Here is a 15,657-nt window from a genome sequence, read left to right on the forward strand (position 1 = left end):
GTTCCCGCAGGTCAGGCCGCACTTTCGTGTCCTAGGCACGACCCGTAACTGTCGAACCCGGGTCCAGGCCGCTGAATTACGCGGAACGCAGGTCTTAGGGATCTCTTCCGCGGCTCGGTGCCACGCACGTGGCCGAGGCCGCCGGCCAGGATCAGACCGAGTTGGCGTGGTGTGGGCGGCGGCGTACGTTGGTTTCACAGCGGCGGGGCTCGGCCTGCGCCGGTGGGTGGAGTCTTATGTGAGCTCGGAAAGTCCGGTATCCATACCCGGTCGCGGTCGCTTCTTCAGTGTCACCAGCGTCGCGACGGCGGTGCTCGACGCCTCGGGGACGGTCATCGGATGGAGCCCCGCGGCGGCGGAATTGTTCGGGCTCGTACCTGAGGAGGCGCTGGGGCGCAGGGCCGACGCCGTCCTCGGCGAGGGCGCCGGGGGACGACCTCTGTTCCGCTCGGATCAGCTGCTGATCCCGGAGGGGGAGACCCGGAGTGGCACCCGGACGGTTCGCCACCGTGATGGAGGGACCGCGACGGTTGCGGTGACCCTCAATCCGCTGGCGCACGGCGACTCCGGGGCGGCCTGGCTGGTCTGGGCGGTCAGCGTGGAGCAAATGCGCTGGTGGGCGGTCGATCACGCGATGCTCACAGGGTTCCATCGTCAGGCGCCGATCCTGCTGACGGTCTACGACGCCGAAGCGCGGGTGAGGTGGATCAATACGGCGATCGAAGAGCAGTTGGGTATACCACCGGAAGAGGTGCTCGGCAGGTTCTGGCGGGAGATCCTGCCGGAAGGGGAGTTGCTGGCGCCGGACGAGCCCGCGGACGAGGATGACCTGATCCGGGGGGTAGTGCGCACTGGACAGCCGGTGATCGACGCCCGCTTCCGCAGCCCCACACCCCGCAATCCGCACCGTCCGAGCATCTGGTCCTGCTCCTACTTCCGCCTGAATGACGAAAAGGGGCGGCCGATCGGTGCTTTCGAGGCGTCTTTCGAGATCACAGACAGGTATGTGGCGCAGCAGCGTCTCGACTTGCTCAGCAAGGCCGGCGGCAGGATCGGCCGCAGTCTGGACATCCGCCGGACCGCCGAGGAGCTGGCCGACCTGGTCGTCCCGGAATTCGCGGACGCGGTTGCGGTGGAGCTTTACGAGCGGGTTCTGGACGGAGAGGAGCCCGGCACCTGGGGCGATACAGAACGGTCTGGGCTGCGGCGGATAGCAGAGCGCTCTGTGAGCGGCGAACCCCCTGTGAGTCCGCTGGATTCCGTGCGGATGCGTTGCCTCGCCCGTGGCGTTCCGGTTGGGGGTATCACGGCCGGAGAACTCCTGGTGCCGGTATGCGCCCGGGACACGGTGCTCGGTCTGGTACTGCTCGCGCGGAACGGACCGAGCGAGTTCGATGGCGAGGAGATCGCGCTGGCGGAGGAGCTCGTCTCCAGGATGGCGGTCTGTGTGGACAATGCCCGCCGTTTCCTCCGTGAGCACATGATCGCTCTCACATTGCAGCGCAATCTGCTTCCCGAACACATCCCTGAGCCGACGGGTGTGGAGGTGGCCCACCGTTACGCACCGGCTGCTGGGCCTGCGGGTGTGGGTGGGGACTGGTACGACGTCATTCCTCTGTCCGGCACCCGGGTCGGCCTGGTCGTTGGGGACGTGGCGGGTCACGGCCTCGACGCGGCAGCCACCATGGGGCGGTTGCGCACCACGGTCCAGGCACTGGCCACGCTCGATTTGGCACCTGACGAGGTGCTCTCGAGGCTGGATGACGTGGTTGGCCGCCTCGGCTCCCAGGTAGTGGGCGTCTCCTGCCTCTACGCCGTGTACGACCCAGTTTCGCGACACTGCGTCATGGCGCGCGCTGGTCATGTTCCCCCCGTTCTCGTCACCCCGGACGGGCGGGCGGAGTTGCTTCCGTTGCCTGCCGGCCCACTGTTGGGCCTGGGCGGACTGCCGTTCGAGACCACCGAATTTGTTGTCCCGGAAGGCGGTCTCCTGGCCCTGTTCACGGACGGGCTGGTCGAGAGGCGGGACGGTGACATCGACATCAGAATCAAACAGTTGTGTGAAATTCTGTCCCGGCCTGCTCGCCCGTTGGACCAGGTGTGCGACGAGGCGATGTCAGTCCTTCTGCCTTCCGCGCCGGACGACGATGCGGCTCTGCTGCTGGTGCGCCTTCACGCCGTGCCCGCCGACCGGGTGGCCACGTGGCACATTGCCTCCGACGCCAGTGAGGTCGCCCAGGCGCGCGCCCTGGCATGCGCCCAGCTGGCTGCATGGGGGTACGAGGACTCGGCGTTCGTCGTCGAACTTGTGGTCAGCGAATTGGTCACCAACGCGATCCGCTACGGTGATGCTCCGGTGCATCTCAGGCTCATCCGTGATGAAGGCCTGGTATGCGAGGTCTCCGACGGCGGCCACACCTCCCCGCACCTGCGGCGAGCTACCAACGATGAGGAAGGCGGCCGTGGCCTGTTTCTTGTCGCGCAGCTGACGGAGCGGTGGGGGACGCGATACACCTCCGCGGGAAAGACGATCTGGACTGAGGTGCCCGCAGGGCCCGGCAGGCTGCCAGACCTCTTCGCAGACGGACTCTTCACGTCATAGGGTGTGCTCCGGTCCCCGCGCTGGAGCCGAGCGTATGGCCATGCGGTCCACCAGGCTCTTGGTGGCGTTTTACGCGGGTTGCTCTCCGGGCTGCTCGGCTACCGAGGAGCTCGCGCAGCCCGTGCCTCTTCCTGTGAGAACACGCTGACTGGCTCTCCGCTGAGCCGCCACGGCCACCGCCCGGTCCACGGACTGGGCCGCCGGGCATTTCAGTGCGTGCGACATCGCTGCCACGAGGCGCCCGGCAGCACCGCGCCGTTCGCGTCCACCAGACCGGCGTGGACATTGGACATGACCAGCTGGACCCCGCGCCAACCGTGTAGCTGTGCGCAGCTCCTCGGGAAGCCGCCGAACTCCCTTGGCTCATCGACGAGATGGATCCCCAGGATCCAGTGGCAGGGGCGGCCTGCCTTGTCGGTGCGGCGTAGCGGGGTGTCGTTGGCGGGGGTGATATATGGCTCCTCGTCGGCCCCGTCGATCTCCTCGTGCGGGAACTCGCCGACCAGGTGCGCGGCGTGCCAGCCGCCCAGCTCCCACCCAGCCTCCTTCGCGAGCGGCTCGACCTCGACGTACAGCCACGCGCCAGTGACGTCCGGGTCGGCAGGAGGGAAGAGATCGGCGCGCGGGTCCGCGATGTCATCGACATGGGCGTGCTCCATCCCGACACCGCAATGCTGGGACAGGCGGTCCGGCTGTACGCCGCCAACATCGACAAGGTCGGCCGGGGCGGGCGCGCAGAAGGCATCCGCCGCGTCCGACGGGTCACCTTCGCCCAGGCCGAGCAGAGTGCCGGCAGCGCGATCACCGACGCCATTGCCATCGCGGCACTCTTCCGGGCCGACAAGTCGGCCTCGCAACCCCTCTCGCACGCCAGACACACTCCAGCGTCCCGTGACCCCACGCACCATGCCCCTGGAGGGGACGGCATCGAGGGCGGAACGAGTCAATGTCAGAGGCCAGTGACAGGATTGCCTGAAACCTGTCCCCGCCGCGCGGCGGGGACGATGCACAGATACGGAGTACTCCATGAACCGCAGTGAACTGGTGGCAGCGCTCGCCGAGCGCGCCGAGGTGACCCGCAAGGACGCCGACGCCGTGCTGGCCGCGTTCGCCGAGACCGTCGGCGACGTCGTCGCCAACGGCGACGAGAAGGTCGTCATCCCCGGCTTCCTGACCTTCGAGCGCACCCACCGTGCCGCTCGCACCGCCCGCAACCCGCAGACCGGCGAGCCCATCGACATTCCGGCCGGCTACAGCGTGAAGGTCTCCGCGGGCAGCAAGCTCAAGGTAGCCGCCAAAGGCGAGTAGTCCGGCTTAACGGCCTGCGTCCGTCCGCGTGCTACGGCCACAGCAAGAACATGAGCGCCATGGTCGTCTACGGCCTCGTCCGGCGGCTCGCCGAGACCCGGATCGCGGTGAACGGCGCGCATCCGGGCGCCATCAAGGGAACGGGACTTGGGCCGGGACACCCGGGGCGCGCTGACGATCCTGAGCTCGGTACTGAGCCCACTCTCGCCGGGCCCCGACACCGGGGCCAATACGCTCGCATGGGTGGCGACCTCGCCGGACGTCGAGGGGTCACGGTTCTTCGTTAAGCGCAAGCAGGTGGAGACCGCGCCGCACACCACCGATGCCGAATGCTGTGATCGGCTGTGGAACGAGAGCGCCCGGCTCACCGGACTTCCTCAGACGCCGTAGCCGAAGAATCGGTGCGCGCGACTGAGCCGTCGCGCAGTCCCGCGATGGTCTCGCGCAGAGCCACGTCGAGCGGGACGGGCTGGATGCCGAAGGCCGCGGTCGCGGCAGAGGAGTCCAGCACGAACGGCCGACGGACCTGGTACTGCGTCTCACGCAGCTCACGGACCAGTGGGTTGCCCAGTCCGCCGAGCCAGAGCACTGCCGTCGGCATGACGGACAGCTGGGGCGTGGGTGCGTCGGCCAGCTCGCACGCGCGGGCGGTGAGGTCGCGTAGGGACACCGGGGCGGCGCTTGGCACGTGCCAGGCCCGGCCCCAGGCGTTCTCGTCGGCCGCGACGGCGACCAGCGTGCGGGCGACGTCGCCGACGTAGGTCCAGCTGTGCGGCGCGTCCAGATCTGCGGGCACGCGCACGCGCGCTCCCGCCAGCGCCTTGGGCAGGATGGCCATCGTGAGCATCGACTGGGTACCCGCGCCGAGATAGTCCGACGAGCGCACGTCCGCGGTGCGCAGTTCGCCGGCGTCGTGCGCGGCCAGCGCGTCAGTCCACATCTTCGCCCGGACGCGGGCCTTCATGCCGGTCGCCCGCAGCGGATGCTGTTCTGTCATCGCGCCGTCCATCGGGCCGTAGCCATAGACGTTGCTGGTGCTGACGAGCACGGCGCCGCTGCCTCGACTCGCGTCGAGGAATGCCGCGGCCAGCGGCGGCCAGTGGGTAGGCCACCGGTTGTAGGGCGGGCTCGCGCAGTTGTACAACGCCGCCGCCCCGGCGCACAGGCGGGCGAGGGTTGACGCGTCGGTGGCGTCGGCGGCCACCCGCTCGACGGCGGGATGGTCGGGGCCGGTCCCGCGCCGCGTCACCACGCGGACCTGTTCGCCCCGGCCAGCGAGCAGGCGCGCGGTGGCCGACCCGACCGGTCCGGCACCGACAATGACGTGCAAAGACATGGCCCTACCTCCGAGGATGCACGGCGTTTCGTTCAGAGAACAGTGTTCTCGCGATTGATTCTGTCGCCGTCGACCAGATTGTCAAGAACACTGTTCTCTCTTCGGTTGGCCGTTCTCGCACCTGTGCGAGAATGTCGTCATGTCGGTGCCATCACTGCGCGCGCGGATCCGCGCCGAGACGGCCGAGGAGATCCGCGCCATCGCGAAGCGGCACCTGGCCACAGAGGGTGCAAACCTGTCCCTGCGCGCGGTCGCGCGAGATGCCGGCCTGGTTCCGTCGGCGCTATACCGCTACTTCCCAAGCCGCGACTCCCTGCTGACCGCGCTGATCACGGACGCCTACGCTGCACTGGCGGCGAGCGCAAAGGCCACCGAAGCCGCCGCGCCCCGCGACGACCTGCGGGCACGGTTCCTGGCGCTCAGCCACGGGGTGCGCTCGTGGGCTCTCAACCACCCCGCCGAGTACGCCCTCATCTACGGCAGCCCGGTTCCGGGCTACGCGGCGCCGCCCGAGATGGTCGGCCCGGCCTCGGGGGTCGTGGTGACACTGATCGGCATCCTGTTCGACGCCGCCGAACGCGGGCTGCGCCCGACGGTCCCGCCCCGACCGCTGCCCGCGGCGACCGCCGCGGACCTGCGCCGACTGCTGAGCCAGTCGCCAAAACCGAAGCCCGCTTGGACCGACCCGGCGCCCGAGTCGGTCATCGCCATTGCCTTCACCCTGTGGACGCAGCTCTTCGGCCTGGTCACCTTCGAGGTCTTCGGCCGACTCGACAACTTGATTGACGCGCGTCGGGACTACTTCGAGCACCAGATCCTCGCAATGGCCGACCTCGCCGGGCTCGACACGGGCCCAACAACTGGCGACGGGAGATTGTGGAACATCGACAGCTCAGATCCTTCTGCACGGTCGCCGAGGAGGGGAATCTGACGAGAGCGGCACAGCGGTTGCGGCTCAGCGCACCCTCGCCCAGCCAGCAGATCAAGTCTCTCGAGCGCGAAGGCGGCGCCGCGCTGGCCCGGCGTACACCGTCCGGGGCGGCGTTGTCACGTTGGCGAGGATGTCATCGCTTGACGGCATGTCAGGGTGTCGTGGGGATCCGGGGGGCTGGGCTCAGGCCGCTGATCACCGTCGACCGCACCATCGCCAGAGCCGAACTGATCCGCCCGGCCGCAGTCACCCACTCCTCCGACCCCAACCAGCCCTTCATCGACCTGCCGATGACCGTCAACGGCACCACCATTGACCTCAACGTCACCAGCAACCCGAATCTGGCCCCGCCCGGCTGGTACATGCTCTTCGCGGTCGACGCCAACGGCGTGCCCTCGGTGGCGAAGTGGGTCCACCTGGACGCTCAGGCAAGCGCCACCGCGCTGCGCTCCACGGCTTCGGCCGGCGCGGACATCCCGTCCCCCGGAACGAATGCTCCACGTTCCCAAGTACCGTGCCAGCCTTGTCGATCCCTACCGCGAGCACCTGCGTAAACGCCGGGTCGAAGACCCCGCCGTCCCCGTCCCGCACCTCTTCGAAGAGACCAAGGCCCCTCGGCTTCACGTGCTGCCTCAACCTCCTGCACAAGTACATCAACCAAGGCCGTGCGGATGCCGACCGCAGTCACATCTCGGCACGCAGACTCGCCCGGATGCTGCTCACCAGGCCCGACAACCTCAAGGCCGAACACCAAGATCTTCTGGCCCGGCTCACCGCCGCCTGCACCGAGATGACTCAACTGGCCACCCACGTCAGGGACTTCGCGCAGCTCCTGACACCACACCCAGCAAATGCCGACACCCTCCCGCGCTGGACGGCCCAGGTCCGCGCAGTCGACCTGCCCCATCTGCACGCCTTCACCCGGGGCCCGGACCGAGACCGCGATGCCGTCATCGCCGCGCTCACTCCCCCATACAGCAACGGACCGACCGAAGGCGTGAACACCAACACCAAGCTCATCGCGAGGCAAATGTATGGGCGGGCACGCTTCACGCTCCTACGTCACCGCACTCTCCTCAGACGACCTCACGCTTCGCCACCACCGAATGTGAGCCAGGGCCAAACTAACGGCGGATCTGCCGATCAAGGGAGATACGTCAAGTGCTTGAGCAGGACGTTGAGTTGAGGCAAGAAGAGGCGGCGGTCGAGCGGCAGCCCGTGTGGCTGAGACCTGGGACGAAGGGCAGTTGATCGCAGACGGCTTCGAGCGTGTGTACGGCCGCCACAGCACCCTGCTCCGCCCACAGTCGCGACCTGGTACGCGCCGTCCTCAGCCGACTCGACCCCACCCAACGCCACACCGACTGAGCATGCTCCCGCTCCTGCAAACCCGGCAGAAGCGGCACGAGCGTCCACGCCGACGACGGCATGGAACAGGGGAACACAGGCCACGCCGCACAGCTCACACGCCAGACGGTCTGGCCACACTGCGCCGTGGCCAGACCTTAGGGACACCGCATCAAGGGCTGATGCCAGGGGCTGAAGAAGCTGGCCTTCCCGAGACCTGGGCGCCCTCCTACCTGCTCGGGACATGATTTCTGACGGGGGTGTTGAACGTGGGCGGAACGTGAGGGCCGCGGGTGTGTCGTGGTCAGATCGCCAGTACGGTGAGGACGTCTCGCACGGTGGTCACCACGGCGTCGCGGGCGGGGCCGAGGTATTTGCGCGGGTCCGTCAGCGCTGGCTCCCTGAGCAGCACATCGCGGACGGTATGGGTCAACGAGATGTTGAGCGCTGTCCCGATGTTGATCTTTACCATGCCAGCCAGGACCGCGGCGCGGAGTTCTGCATCGGGAACTCCGGATGATCCGTGCAGCACCAACGGGACCGGAACAGCTTCCCGAAGGCGTGCGATGAGTGTGTGGTCCAGGGCCGCCGACCGCTCGGTCATCGCGTGGCTGCTGCCGACCGCGACTGCCAGGGCGTCCACACCGGTACGCGCCACGTAGTCGGCGGCTTCCGCCGGGTCCGTGCGCACTCCCTCGGTGTGCGCACTGGCGGGGGAGCCGGGCTTGCCGCCCACGTACCCCAGTTCAGCCTCGATCCAGAGGCCCGCTTCGTGTGCCCACCGTGCCGCTGAGGCGGTGGCGGCGAGGTTGTCGGCGTAGGGCAGTGCCCCGGCGTCGAACATCACCGAGGAGAAGCCGGTGTCGGCCGCTTGGTGCAGCAGGTCCACGTCGGTGACGTGGTCGAGGTGGAGGGCGACGTCGACCGTTGCCGTCTGCGCTATGGAGGACGCCGCCAGTGCGAGGGGAGTGAGCCGTCCACCGTGGTACCGCACAGCGTTCTCGCTGATCTGCAGGATCACCGGCCGGTCGGCGGCCTCGGCGCCCGTCACGATGCCCTCGGCGTGCTCCAGGGTGATGACGTTGAAGGCGGTGACGCAACCGTGGTGGGCGGCGGCCCGGGCAACGAGGTCTCCGGTGGGGACCAAGGACATGTGCGTACTCCTCGTACGGGGGCTCGGCTTGCAGTGGGGGAGCGACCTGGCCCGCCCTTGGGGCGGGCCAGGTCCAAGCTGCAGGAGTGCGGCGGGGATTATGAGCCGACGGCCGATGTCGACGGCTCCAGGGCCTGGGGGATCTCCTCGCGCTTCTCGTCGGCGTAGACCATCAGCGTCGATCCGCCGAGGGCGAGCACGATGCCGATCGTCGCCCATATCGTCGGCAGGGTCTGATAGACCACCAGCGACAGCACGATCGTCAGGACGGGCGCCAGGGCGTTGGTGATCGGTGCGACGACGCTGGCCTTGCCGCGGCTGAGCGCCATGACGAGGAACAGTGCGCCCACGGCGTTGAGGATCTGGGTGCCGGCGGTGAGCGCCGGGGCCTGCCAGGGCGCGTCGGGCAGCCCGCCCATCATGAGAATGGCGACAGGGACGAGGAGCAGTCCGCTGATGGTCATCCAACCGAACGTCGTCGCGTCGTTGACGCCGGCGAGGGCGGCCTTTCGCATGAAGAACGCCTGCGCTCCCCAGGCCACGCAAATGAGGACAGCCAACAGCAGCCAGGACCCGGTGCTGACCGAGCCGCCCGCGCCCGCGGGGATGCTGATCAGTACGATGGCGATCAGCGCGGCGATCACTCCGATGACGGCGAGCTTCCCGATCCGCTCCCGGAGCAGTGCCACGGCCATCAGGACGGTGATCACGGGGGAGAGGGAGACCACGGGGAAGATCAGGTACGCGGGACCATCGGACAGCGCCTGGAACAGCAGGAGTTGACCGCCGGCTCCGGTGAGTCCGGCCGCGAGCCCGTACACCGCGGCGATCGGGCGGCGGTCGAACCTTTCCCGGCGCAGTGCGACCGCGGCCGGGACGAGCATGGTGAAGGCCCAGATGACGTAGATCATCTCGTCCGGATAGCCGTAGCGCTCGGTCGGCTGACTGGAGAACGCTCCCCAGACGCCCCAGAACAGCACCAGCAGGCCCGCGTAGAGGATCCAGGTTCGTTTGTCACGCGTCGTCATGGTTGTCCTCCGTGGTGGTTATGTTCGAGCTGGAGCGCAGGGTGGCCAGTGCCTCGGTGTCGAGAGGGGTGCCGGCGAGCTTGGCAGCGTAGATCGCGGCGCCCACCACCGGTTCGAACAAGGGTTGGCGCAGTTCGTACTCGACCGCGCTGCTCTTGAGCGCGGTGGTGAACGCGTCGAGCACGCGGGCCGAGCGGAAGACGCCGCCGGAGTAGGAGACGAGGACGGTCTCGTCGGGGGAGAAGCTCAGGCGGCGTCGGGCACTGTCCACCAGCAGGGCCAGTTCCCTGCCGGCCTCTGTGAGGATGGCGGCGGCCTCCGTGTCGCCCGCTTCGGCCGCCTCGACCACCAGAGGGGTCAGTGAGGCGATCTCGCTGCGGTGTCCCTGCCAGCGGTTGAGTACGACGTCGATCACCTCGAGGTCCGAGGTCAGCCCGAGGTGCCGGCGCAGCAGTTCCGCGAGAGGGCCCTCGGGCGACCGGCCGTCGCTCATCCGGGAGAACACGTTCAGTGCCCGGGCGGCGATCCAGTACGCTGATCCCTCGTCGCTGAACAGTTCGCTCCAGCCGCCGGTGCGGACGCCGTGGCCCTGCCGCTCGCCGTAGGTCATCGAGCCGGTGCCGCTGATCACGTTGATGCCGTCCACCGCGCCGAGCGAACCAGCCCAGCCGCAGATCATGTCGTTGTCGCTCGCGTAGCGCTGGTGCCCCAGTACCCGGCCGGGGGCGGCGTCCAGCGCGGCGACGTCGCCGGGGACCTCTCCGTAACCGGGCAGGCCCAGGAACGCGTGGTCGATGTCCGCGGGTGTGATGCCCGCGGCCTTGGTCACGGCCCCGATCCCCTGTTCGAGGACCCGTACGACGTGATCGACGCCACCGGTGGCGTTGTCTGCGAAATAGTAGGCGCCCTCTCCGAGCGCTCGGGCCCGGATGGTGCCCGCGCTGTCGATCAGGCAGAAAGCTGTCTTCGTGCCTCCGCCGTCCACACCCAGAAACATCGTTGTTCCTCCGCTCGGCTTTCTCTGGATGCTGTTACGCGACGTCGTTCCGTCGCTCGGGGAGCGGGTGCACGGTCACGCCCTGCACCACGCGGTTCACCTCTCCCGAGGGGAACGGGTTGTCGGGCCGGATGCCGCGGGCCATGGAGGAACGCAGTGCGATGAGCTGCGCGGTGACCACGGCGGGCAGGGCGAGGGCGGCGTCGTCGGCGCCGGCGAGCCCGGGCAGCAGCCAGGTGTCGTCCCCGGGCAATCCGTGGGGCGACGCGGTGACGGCCACGACGCTGCCGGGCGCGAGGCCCGCGCGCAGTTCGGTGATGATGTCGAGGTCGTAGCGGCGCGTGTAAGGGTCGTTGGATACGTACACGACGACGGCCGTGCGGTTGTTCAGCACCGACTTGGGGCCGTGGCGGAAGCCGAGTGAGGACTCCGAGGACGCGACGAGTGCGCCCCCGGTCAGCTCCAGCAGCTTCAGCGCGGACTCCTGGGCCAGGCCCTTCAGCGCGCTGCTGCTGCCGAGGTAGACCAGCCGTTCGGGACGGCGGGCCAGCAGGGCGTCGATGGCCTGGTCCAGACCTCCTGCGGTGATGTGCTCGGCCGCCGCGGCCGGTGCCTCGATGCCGTCGTTGTCCAGCGCACCGAAGGCGAGCAGGGACGCCAGCAGCATGCTGGTGAAGCTCGACGTCATGGCGAAGCCCTGGTCGTTGGCCGCGGCCGGCATGAGCAGGACGTGGGACGCGGGGTTCTCGCCGTGCGTCCGGGCCAGGTGTCCGGCGCTGTTGCAGGTGATGACGAGGTGGTTCACGCGGGTCAGGACCTGCTCGGCGAGCCGGGTGGCCGCGACGCTCTCGGGGCTGTCCCCGGAACGCGCGAAGGACACGAGCAGCGTGGGGACGTCGTACGGGAAGGAGGCGTAGGGGTCAGCGACGATGTCGGTGGTGGACACCGCGTCCACGCGCCGGCCGGTGGCCTGCGCTATCGCCGACCGGACGACCTCCCCGGCGAACGCCGAGGTACCGGCTCCGGTCAGGACGATTCGCAGTTCCTTCTCGGCGAGCAGCGGTTTGAGGAATGTGTCCAGACGGTCCCGCCCGTCGGCGACGATCACACCGACCTCACGCCATACCGAGGGCTGCTGGGTGATCTCCGCGACCGTGTGGTCGGCCCCGCCGCCCTGGGGCATCGCGTTGTGGGTGGAGGTGGTCACACGTACTCCTTGTCTTGAACACGGCATGCGCGGTCGTAGTCGCGCAGGACGTCTCGGATCCGGTCGACGACCAGGTCCCGAGGCTTCGCGGTCAGAGCGCCGGTCCGAACCCGCCGGTACTGGTCGGGCAGGTGGGCGCTCAAAAGGGGAAGGGGCATGTCCAGGGCCGAGAGGTTGGCGAACAGGCGGTCCTGCGCGGCGGCTATCTCGGGGTCCGGCCAGTAGTAGCGCATGCGGTCGCTGTAGCTGTATCGCCTGGCCAGCCGCTGCTCGGCGGCGTCTCCTCCGTAGTACCCCGACCACCAGGAGGGCTCGTCGCGCATCCGGCGGTCGACCACATCGGTGATTCCGGAGCGCGCCCCGGGGACAACGAGCTCGTCCTCGATGGCAGCCAGTGCGAACAGGGCCTCGCGCAGCGCGAACGTCAGCCCGGGCCCCACCTTGAGTACGGCCCAGTGGTCCTCCACCAGGGCGGCCAGCCCGTCGACTGTCTGGTAGTCCGTCGAGTGGGCCTCGAAGACCATGTTCGGCTCGCCCGCCAGGACCTCACGCAGCTCGGTCGTCCGCTCGCGCCGGTAGTCGAACACCTGAAGGTGGTCGAATTCGACACCCGGCTGCACGACCAGGGCCATCACACGGGGCCAGGCCTCGGCGACGTGGTGCGCCGCGAACGCGTCCCGGTTGCGCTCCAGGGTCAGGTGTGCGGCCGGGGGGCTGGTGGCCGCCATGTCCTCCAGGGTCTCGTGGGCCCCTCCCGGCACCGGCACCTCGGTGCCGATGACGTAGCGCAGGGCGCCGGCGGAGCCGCCCGCGGTCTCCTCGGCCACCCGCACCAGGCGGGCGGTGCGCTCGGCGACCACGTCGTCGGTCAACGGTACGGGGTCGCCGGCGCAGGAGAAGCTGCAGTCGAGGTGGATCTTCGTGAAACCCGCCCGGACGTACGCCGCGACGAGGGCGTCCGCCTCGGCCATCGCCTCCTGCGGCGGCAGCGAGCGCCACCGGTTGGGTCCCAGGTGGTCACCGCCGAGGACGACCCGGTCCAGCGGCAGGCCGTGCTCGGTGGCTATGCCGTGAACCAGCTCGCGGAAGTCCTCCGGCCGCATGCCGGTGTACCCGCCGTACTGGTCGACCTGGTTGGAGGTCGCCTCCACCAGGAGGGTGCCTCCCGAGGCGAGCGCCTGGCGTACGGATGCCTCGATGACCAGCGGGTGGGCCGAGCACACAGAGGTGATGCCGTGCGGCTCACCTGCCTTCTGGCGTCGCACCACTTCGTCCAAGGGGTTCCACATGATCCGCTCCAAGGTTCGCCGAAGAGCGCGGCCCGAAACGGTACGCATGCCTCCGGAAACGTCTCCGGAATGCTATTGGTATGCGTCTTGGTCGTCAATGGTCTCAATCTGGTATTGAACTGGCCTTAATTCAACTGGTATACATCTGGTATGCCATCGGACAACGCTCTCCCCCAGGGCCTGCTGGGCACCGACTCCCTGCCCCTGTACTCCCAGATCGCAGGACGCCTTCTGGACGACATCGCCGCCAACGGCGCCCGACCTGGGGACCGCCTGCCGTCCGAACGATCGCTCGCCGCCCGGTACGGGGTCTCACGCGTCACGCTGCGCAGCGCCCTGAACGAACTGGCGGAGCGCGACGTCATCGAGTCCTCGCCGGCCCGAGGATGGTTCCTCGCTCAGGGCTACGAACGCGCAGTACCAGCCTCCCGGCCATCGTCCGCTCCCGGGGGCGGCCAGTCAGTGCAAGGCTTCGCCGACTACGCCGACCAACACGGTTTCCAACTCCGGGACGAAGTCCTGGAATCCAGGGTCCGGGCAGCCACGGTCCAAGAGTCCGAGCTGCTGCGCGTCGGCCCGGGGGCGGCGCTCTTCGAGATGCGCCGACTGCGATACTTGGATGACATCGTCATCGTCCTGGAGCACAACCGGCTGCCCCTCGGGCTGTGTCCGCAACTGGCAGAAACCGACTTCACCAAGGACACCCTCTTCGCCACCCTCCGCCGCGCCGACCCACCCCAACTGCCCAAGGTCGCCGACTACTCCGTGGAAGCCCGGCATCCCACCGAGGAGGAGCGCAACCTGCTGGAGATCACCGATGCGACCCCCGTCCTGGTCGCCACCCAGCTCGCCTTCAACCAGAACGCCCAGCCACTGGAACTCACCGCAGCGGTGTACCGCGGCGACCGGTACCACTTCCGGGCCTCGATCACGGGGTGAACTCGCCACGTCCCGTCCCCTGGCATGGCGGGATCAGACTCGCCACCCGTGCTGCCGGAGCCCAGGAGGGCACGGTCTCGCGTGGTGTGGCTGAACCAGAATCCGATCAGGACCGGTTGGACGAGTACGCCGGGCGGAGGCCGGAAGACGGCGACAGAACTCGGCCCAGGTCTGCGGTCCACGCTGTTGGAGTTGGTCAAGCCCGACGAGCGCGGCGCCGCCGACGACCGACCCTGCGGAGAACCTTCTGCCGTCTGGTCGATCGTCGAGGGCGCCATGGATTGAGGTCGACGTCCCCCGGCGGCCCCGCGTGTGGTCCCGCCGTCACGACGCCTTGCGTCGACGTCTGATGGGCTCGCCCACTCGGTGCAGGTGGGTGAGTGCCTCGCGGTAGGACTGGATCAGCCTGGTTTCGTGGTACGGCACGTCGAGTTCCGCGCAGTACGCACGTACGACGACCTGGGCCCTCCGCAGATGAGGAGTGGGCATGCTCGGGAACAGGTGATGCTCGATCTGGTAGTTGAGCCCACCGAGCATCACGTCGGTGAGCCGGCCGCCCCGCACGTTGCGGGAGGTCAGGACCTGACGGCGCAGGAAGTCGGGGCGGTCGTCGCCGGTGAAAGTGGGCATGCCCTTGTGGTTCGGGGCGAACGTGCAGCCGAGATACACACCGAACAGGCACTGGTGCACGGCGAGGAACGCCACGGCCTTGCCGGGAGAAAGCACCAGGAACAGCGCGGACACGTAAGCCGCCAAGTGCAGGAAAAGCAGTGTGCCCTCCAGCAGGCGGTTCTTCATCGACGGTGAGCGTAGCGCCCGCACGCTCGCTACGTGCAGGTTGAAGCCCTCCAGCGTCAGCAGCGGGAAGAACAAGAACGCCTGGTGGCCTCCAATGAATCGGGCCAGACCACTACTGTTGCGGGCCTGCTCGGTAGACCAGACCAGGATGTCCGGGGCGACATCGGGGTCGAGCTCCTCGTGGTTGGGGTTGGCGTGGTGACGGGTGTGCTTGTTCATCCACCAGCCGTAACTCATGCCGATGCCGAGGTTGCCGAAGAGCCGACCCCAGATCGCGCTCGCGCGGCGCTTCCGGAACACCTGCCGGTGCGCCAAGTCGTGTGCCACCAAAGCGACTTGACCGAACATCAGAGCCAGGAAGGCGGCGACCGCGAGCTGCCACCACGTGTCGCCCAGCGCGACGAAGGCCGCCCAGCCCCCCGCCAGCAGCCCGATCACCAGGCCGAGCCGCACCGTGTAGTAACCGGGGCGCCGCCGCAGGAGACCCGCCTCGGTGATGCGCTGCGACAGCCGGGCGAAGTCGCTGCCGGTGTCGGGGCGGGGTCTGCGGGGCCGCACGGGGGCCGGGCCCGCCGTGACCGTGGTGTGGGAGGAAATCGTCATGCAGGCGAGTCTGGCTACAGCCCTCCTACCGCCACCAGCCTGTCAGCCGTAGGCCTCGTGGGGGGCCGGGCCCCCTCCATCTCAGGGGGTTGTCCCCACCCTGTGCCGGTCGCCGGCAT

Annotated in this window: 12 protein-coding genes and 6 pseudogenes; 9 read left to right on the forward strand and 9 right to left on the reverse strand. The window is 68.6% G+C overall.

The genetic code is table 11. From position 1 onward, the window contains the following. The first annotated feature begins 166 nt into the window (after window positions 1–166). A complete protein-coding gene (locus ACQEXA_RS52630; RefSeq protein WP_433133637.1) occupies window positions 167–2,602 on the forward strand; it encodes a SpoIIE family protein phosphatase in 2,436 nt (811 codons plus the stop codon). A 212-nt stretch (window positions 2,603–2,814) separates the two neighbouring features. On the opposite strand, the pseudogene ACQEXA_RS52635 reads toward ACQEXA_RS52630, so the two are convergent. Both ACQEXA_RS52635 and ACQEXA_RS52640 read right to left on the reverse strand, forming a co-directional pair. Next, window positions 2,815–2,919 (reverse strand): annotated as a pseudogene (locus ACQEXA_RS52635) (transposase); the annotation flags it as partial. 24 nt (window positions 2,920–2,943) lie between these two features. Then, window positions 2,944–3,204 (reverse strand): annotated as a pseudogene (locus ACQEXA_RS52640) (M24 family metallopeptidase); the annotation flags it as partial. Between the two features lie 424 nt (window positions 3,205–3,628). Between ACQEXA_RS52640 and ACQEXA_RS52645 the strand changes: the two are divergent. Together ACQEXA_RS52645 and ACQEXA_RS52650 are read left to right on the forward strand one after the other, a co-directional pair. After that, on the forward strand, window positions 3,629–3,910 hold the full coding sequence (locus tag ACQEXA_RS52645; protein WP_433133639.1) for an HU family DNA-binding protein: 282 nt from the start codon (window positions 3,629–3,631) through the stop codon (window positions 3,908–3,910). A 147-nt stretch (window positions 3,911–4,057) separates the two neighbouring features. Next, complete coding sequence (locus ACQEXA_RS52650) at window positions 4,058–4,300, forward strand: hypothetical protein (protein ID WP_432922098.1); 243 nt, start codon at window positions 4,058–4,060, stop codon at window positions 4,298–4,300. Here the strand turns inward: ACQEXA_RS52650 and ACQEXA_RS52655 are convergent. Then, on the reverse strand, window positions 4,275–5,246 hold the full coding sequence (locus ACQEXA_RS52655; protein WP_432922095.1) for an NAD-dependent epimerase/dehydratase family protein: 972 nt from the start codon (window positions 5,244–5,246) through the stop codon (window positions 4,275–4,277). The two genes, ACQEXA_RS52650 and ACQEXA_RS52655, sit on opposite strands and share 26 nt — an antisense overlap. Window positions 5,247–5,385: 139 nt before the next feature. On the opposite strand from ACQEXA_RS52655, the gene ACQEXA_RS52660 reads away from it, so the two are divergent. From ACQEXA_RS52660 to ACQEXA_RS52675, 4 genes and pseudogenes are all read left to right on the forward strand, one after another. Beyond that, entirely contained in the window at window positions 5,386–6,177 is a 792-nt protein-coding gene (locus ACQEXA_RS52660; protein WP_432922092.1) for a TetR/AcrR family transcriptional regulator, read from the forward strand. Further along, window positions 6,174–6,233, forward strand: a pseudogene (locus ACQEXA_RS52665) (hypothetical protein); the annotation flags it as partial. The gene ACQEXA_RS52660 and the pseudogene ACQEXA_RS52665, both read left to right, overlap by 4 nt. A gap of 138 nt (window positions 6,234–6,371) precedes the next feature. Continuing rightward, window positions 6,372–6,641, forward strand: a pseudogene (locus ACQEXA_RS52670) (galactose oxidase early set domain-containing protein); the annotation flags it as partial. Beyond that, window positions 6,637–7,255, forward strand: a pseudogene (locus tag ACQEXA_RS52675) (ISL3 family transposase); the annotation flags it as partial. The pseudogenes ACQEXA_RS52670 and ACQEXA_RS52675, both read left to right, overlap by 5 nt. Before the next feature lie 573 nt (window positions 7,256–7,828). Here ACQEXA_RS52675 and ACQEXA_RS52680 read toward each other — a convergent pair. The 5 genes from ACQEXA_RS52680 to ACQEXA_RS52700 form a co-directional block, all read right to left on the reverse strand. Next, window positions 7,829–8,677, reverse strand: coding sequence for a class II fructose-bisphosphate aldolase (locus tag ACQEXA_RS52680; protein ID WP_432922086.1), 849 nt, complete (start codon window positions 8,675–8,677; stop codon window positions 7,829–7,831). Window positions 8,678–8,775: 98 nt separating this feature from the next. Next, window positions 8,776–9,705 carry a DMT family transporter gene (locus ACQEXA_RS52685; RefSeq protein WP_432922083.1) on the reverse strand — a complete coding sequence of 310 codons (930 nt, stop codon included), beginning with the start codon at window positions 9,703–9,705 and terminating at the stop codon, window positions 8,776–8,778. Next, window positions 9,692–10,702, reverse strand: coding sequence for an N-acetylglucosamine kinase (locus tag ACQEXA_RS52690; RefSeq protein ID WP_432922080.1), 1,011 nt, complete (start codon window positions 10,700–10,702; stop codon window positions 9,692–9,694). The genes ACQEXA_RS52685 and ACQEXA_RS52690 overlap by 14 nt, the downstream gene beginning before the upstream one ends. A 34-nt stretch (window positions 10,703–10,736) precedes the next feature. Next, a complete protein-coding gene (locus tag ACQEXA_RS52695; protein WP_432922078.1) occupies window positions 10,737–11,909 on the reverse strand; it encodes an SIS domain-containing protein in 1,173 nt (390 codons plus the stop codon). Then, a complete protein-coding gene (locus ACQEXA_RS52700; RefSeq protein WP_432922075.1) occupies window positions 11,906–13,198 on the reverse strand; it encodes a D-tagatose-bisphosphate aldolase, class II, non-catalytic subunit in 1,293 nt (430 codons plus the stop codon). The genes ACQEXA_RS52695 and ACQEXA_RS52700 overlap by 4 nt, the downstream gene beginning before the upstream one ends. Before the next feature lie 150 nt (window positions 13,199–13,348). Here ACQEXA_RS52700 and ACQEXA_RS52705 point away from each other — a divergent pair, with 150 nt between their 5' ends. Further along, complete coding sequence (locus tag ACQEXA_RS52705) at window positions 13,349–14,137, forward strand: GntR family transcriptional regulator (RefSeq protein WP_432922072.1); 789 nt, start codon at window positions 13,349–13,351, stop codon at window positions 14,135–14,137. 23 nt (window positions 14,138–14,160) lie between these two features. Further along, a pseudogene (locus ACQEXA_RS52710) lies at window positions 14,161–14,353 on the forward strand (ISAzo13 family transposase); the annotation flags it as partial. Window positions 14,354–14,461: 108 nt separating this feature from the next. On the opposite strand, the gene ACQEXA_RS52715 reads toward ACQEXA_RS52710, so the two are convergent. Further along, complete coding sequence (locus ACQEXA_RS52715) at window positions 14,462–15,538, reverse strand: fatty acid desaturase family protein (protein ID WP_432922070.1); 1,077 nt, start codon at window positions 15,536–15,538, stop codon at window positions 14,462–14,464. Window positions 15,539–15,657 lie beyond the last annotated feature (119 nt).

Source organism: Streptomyces sp. CA-106110, from assembly GCF_050936285.1.
Taxonomy (GTDB): Bacteria; Actinomycetota; Actinomycetes; order Streptomycetales; family Streptomycetaceae; genus Streptomyces.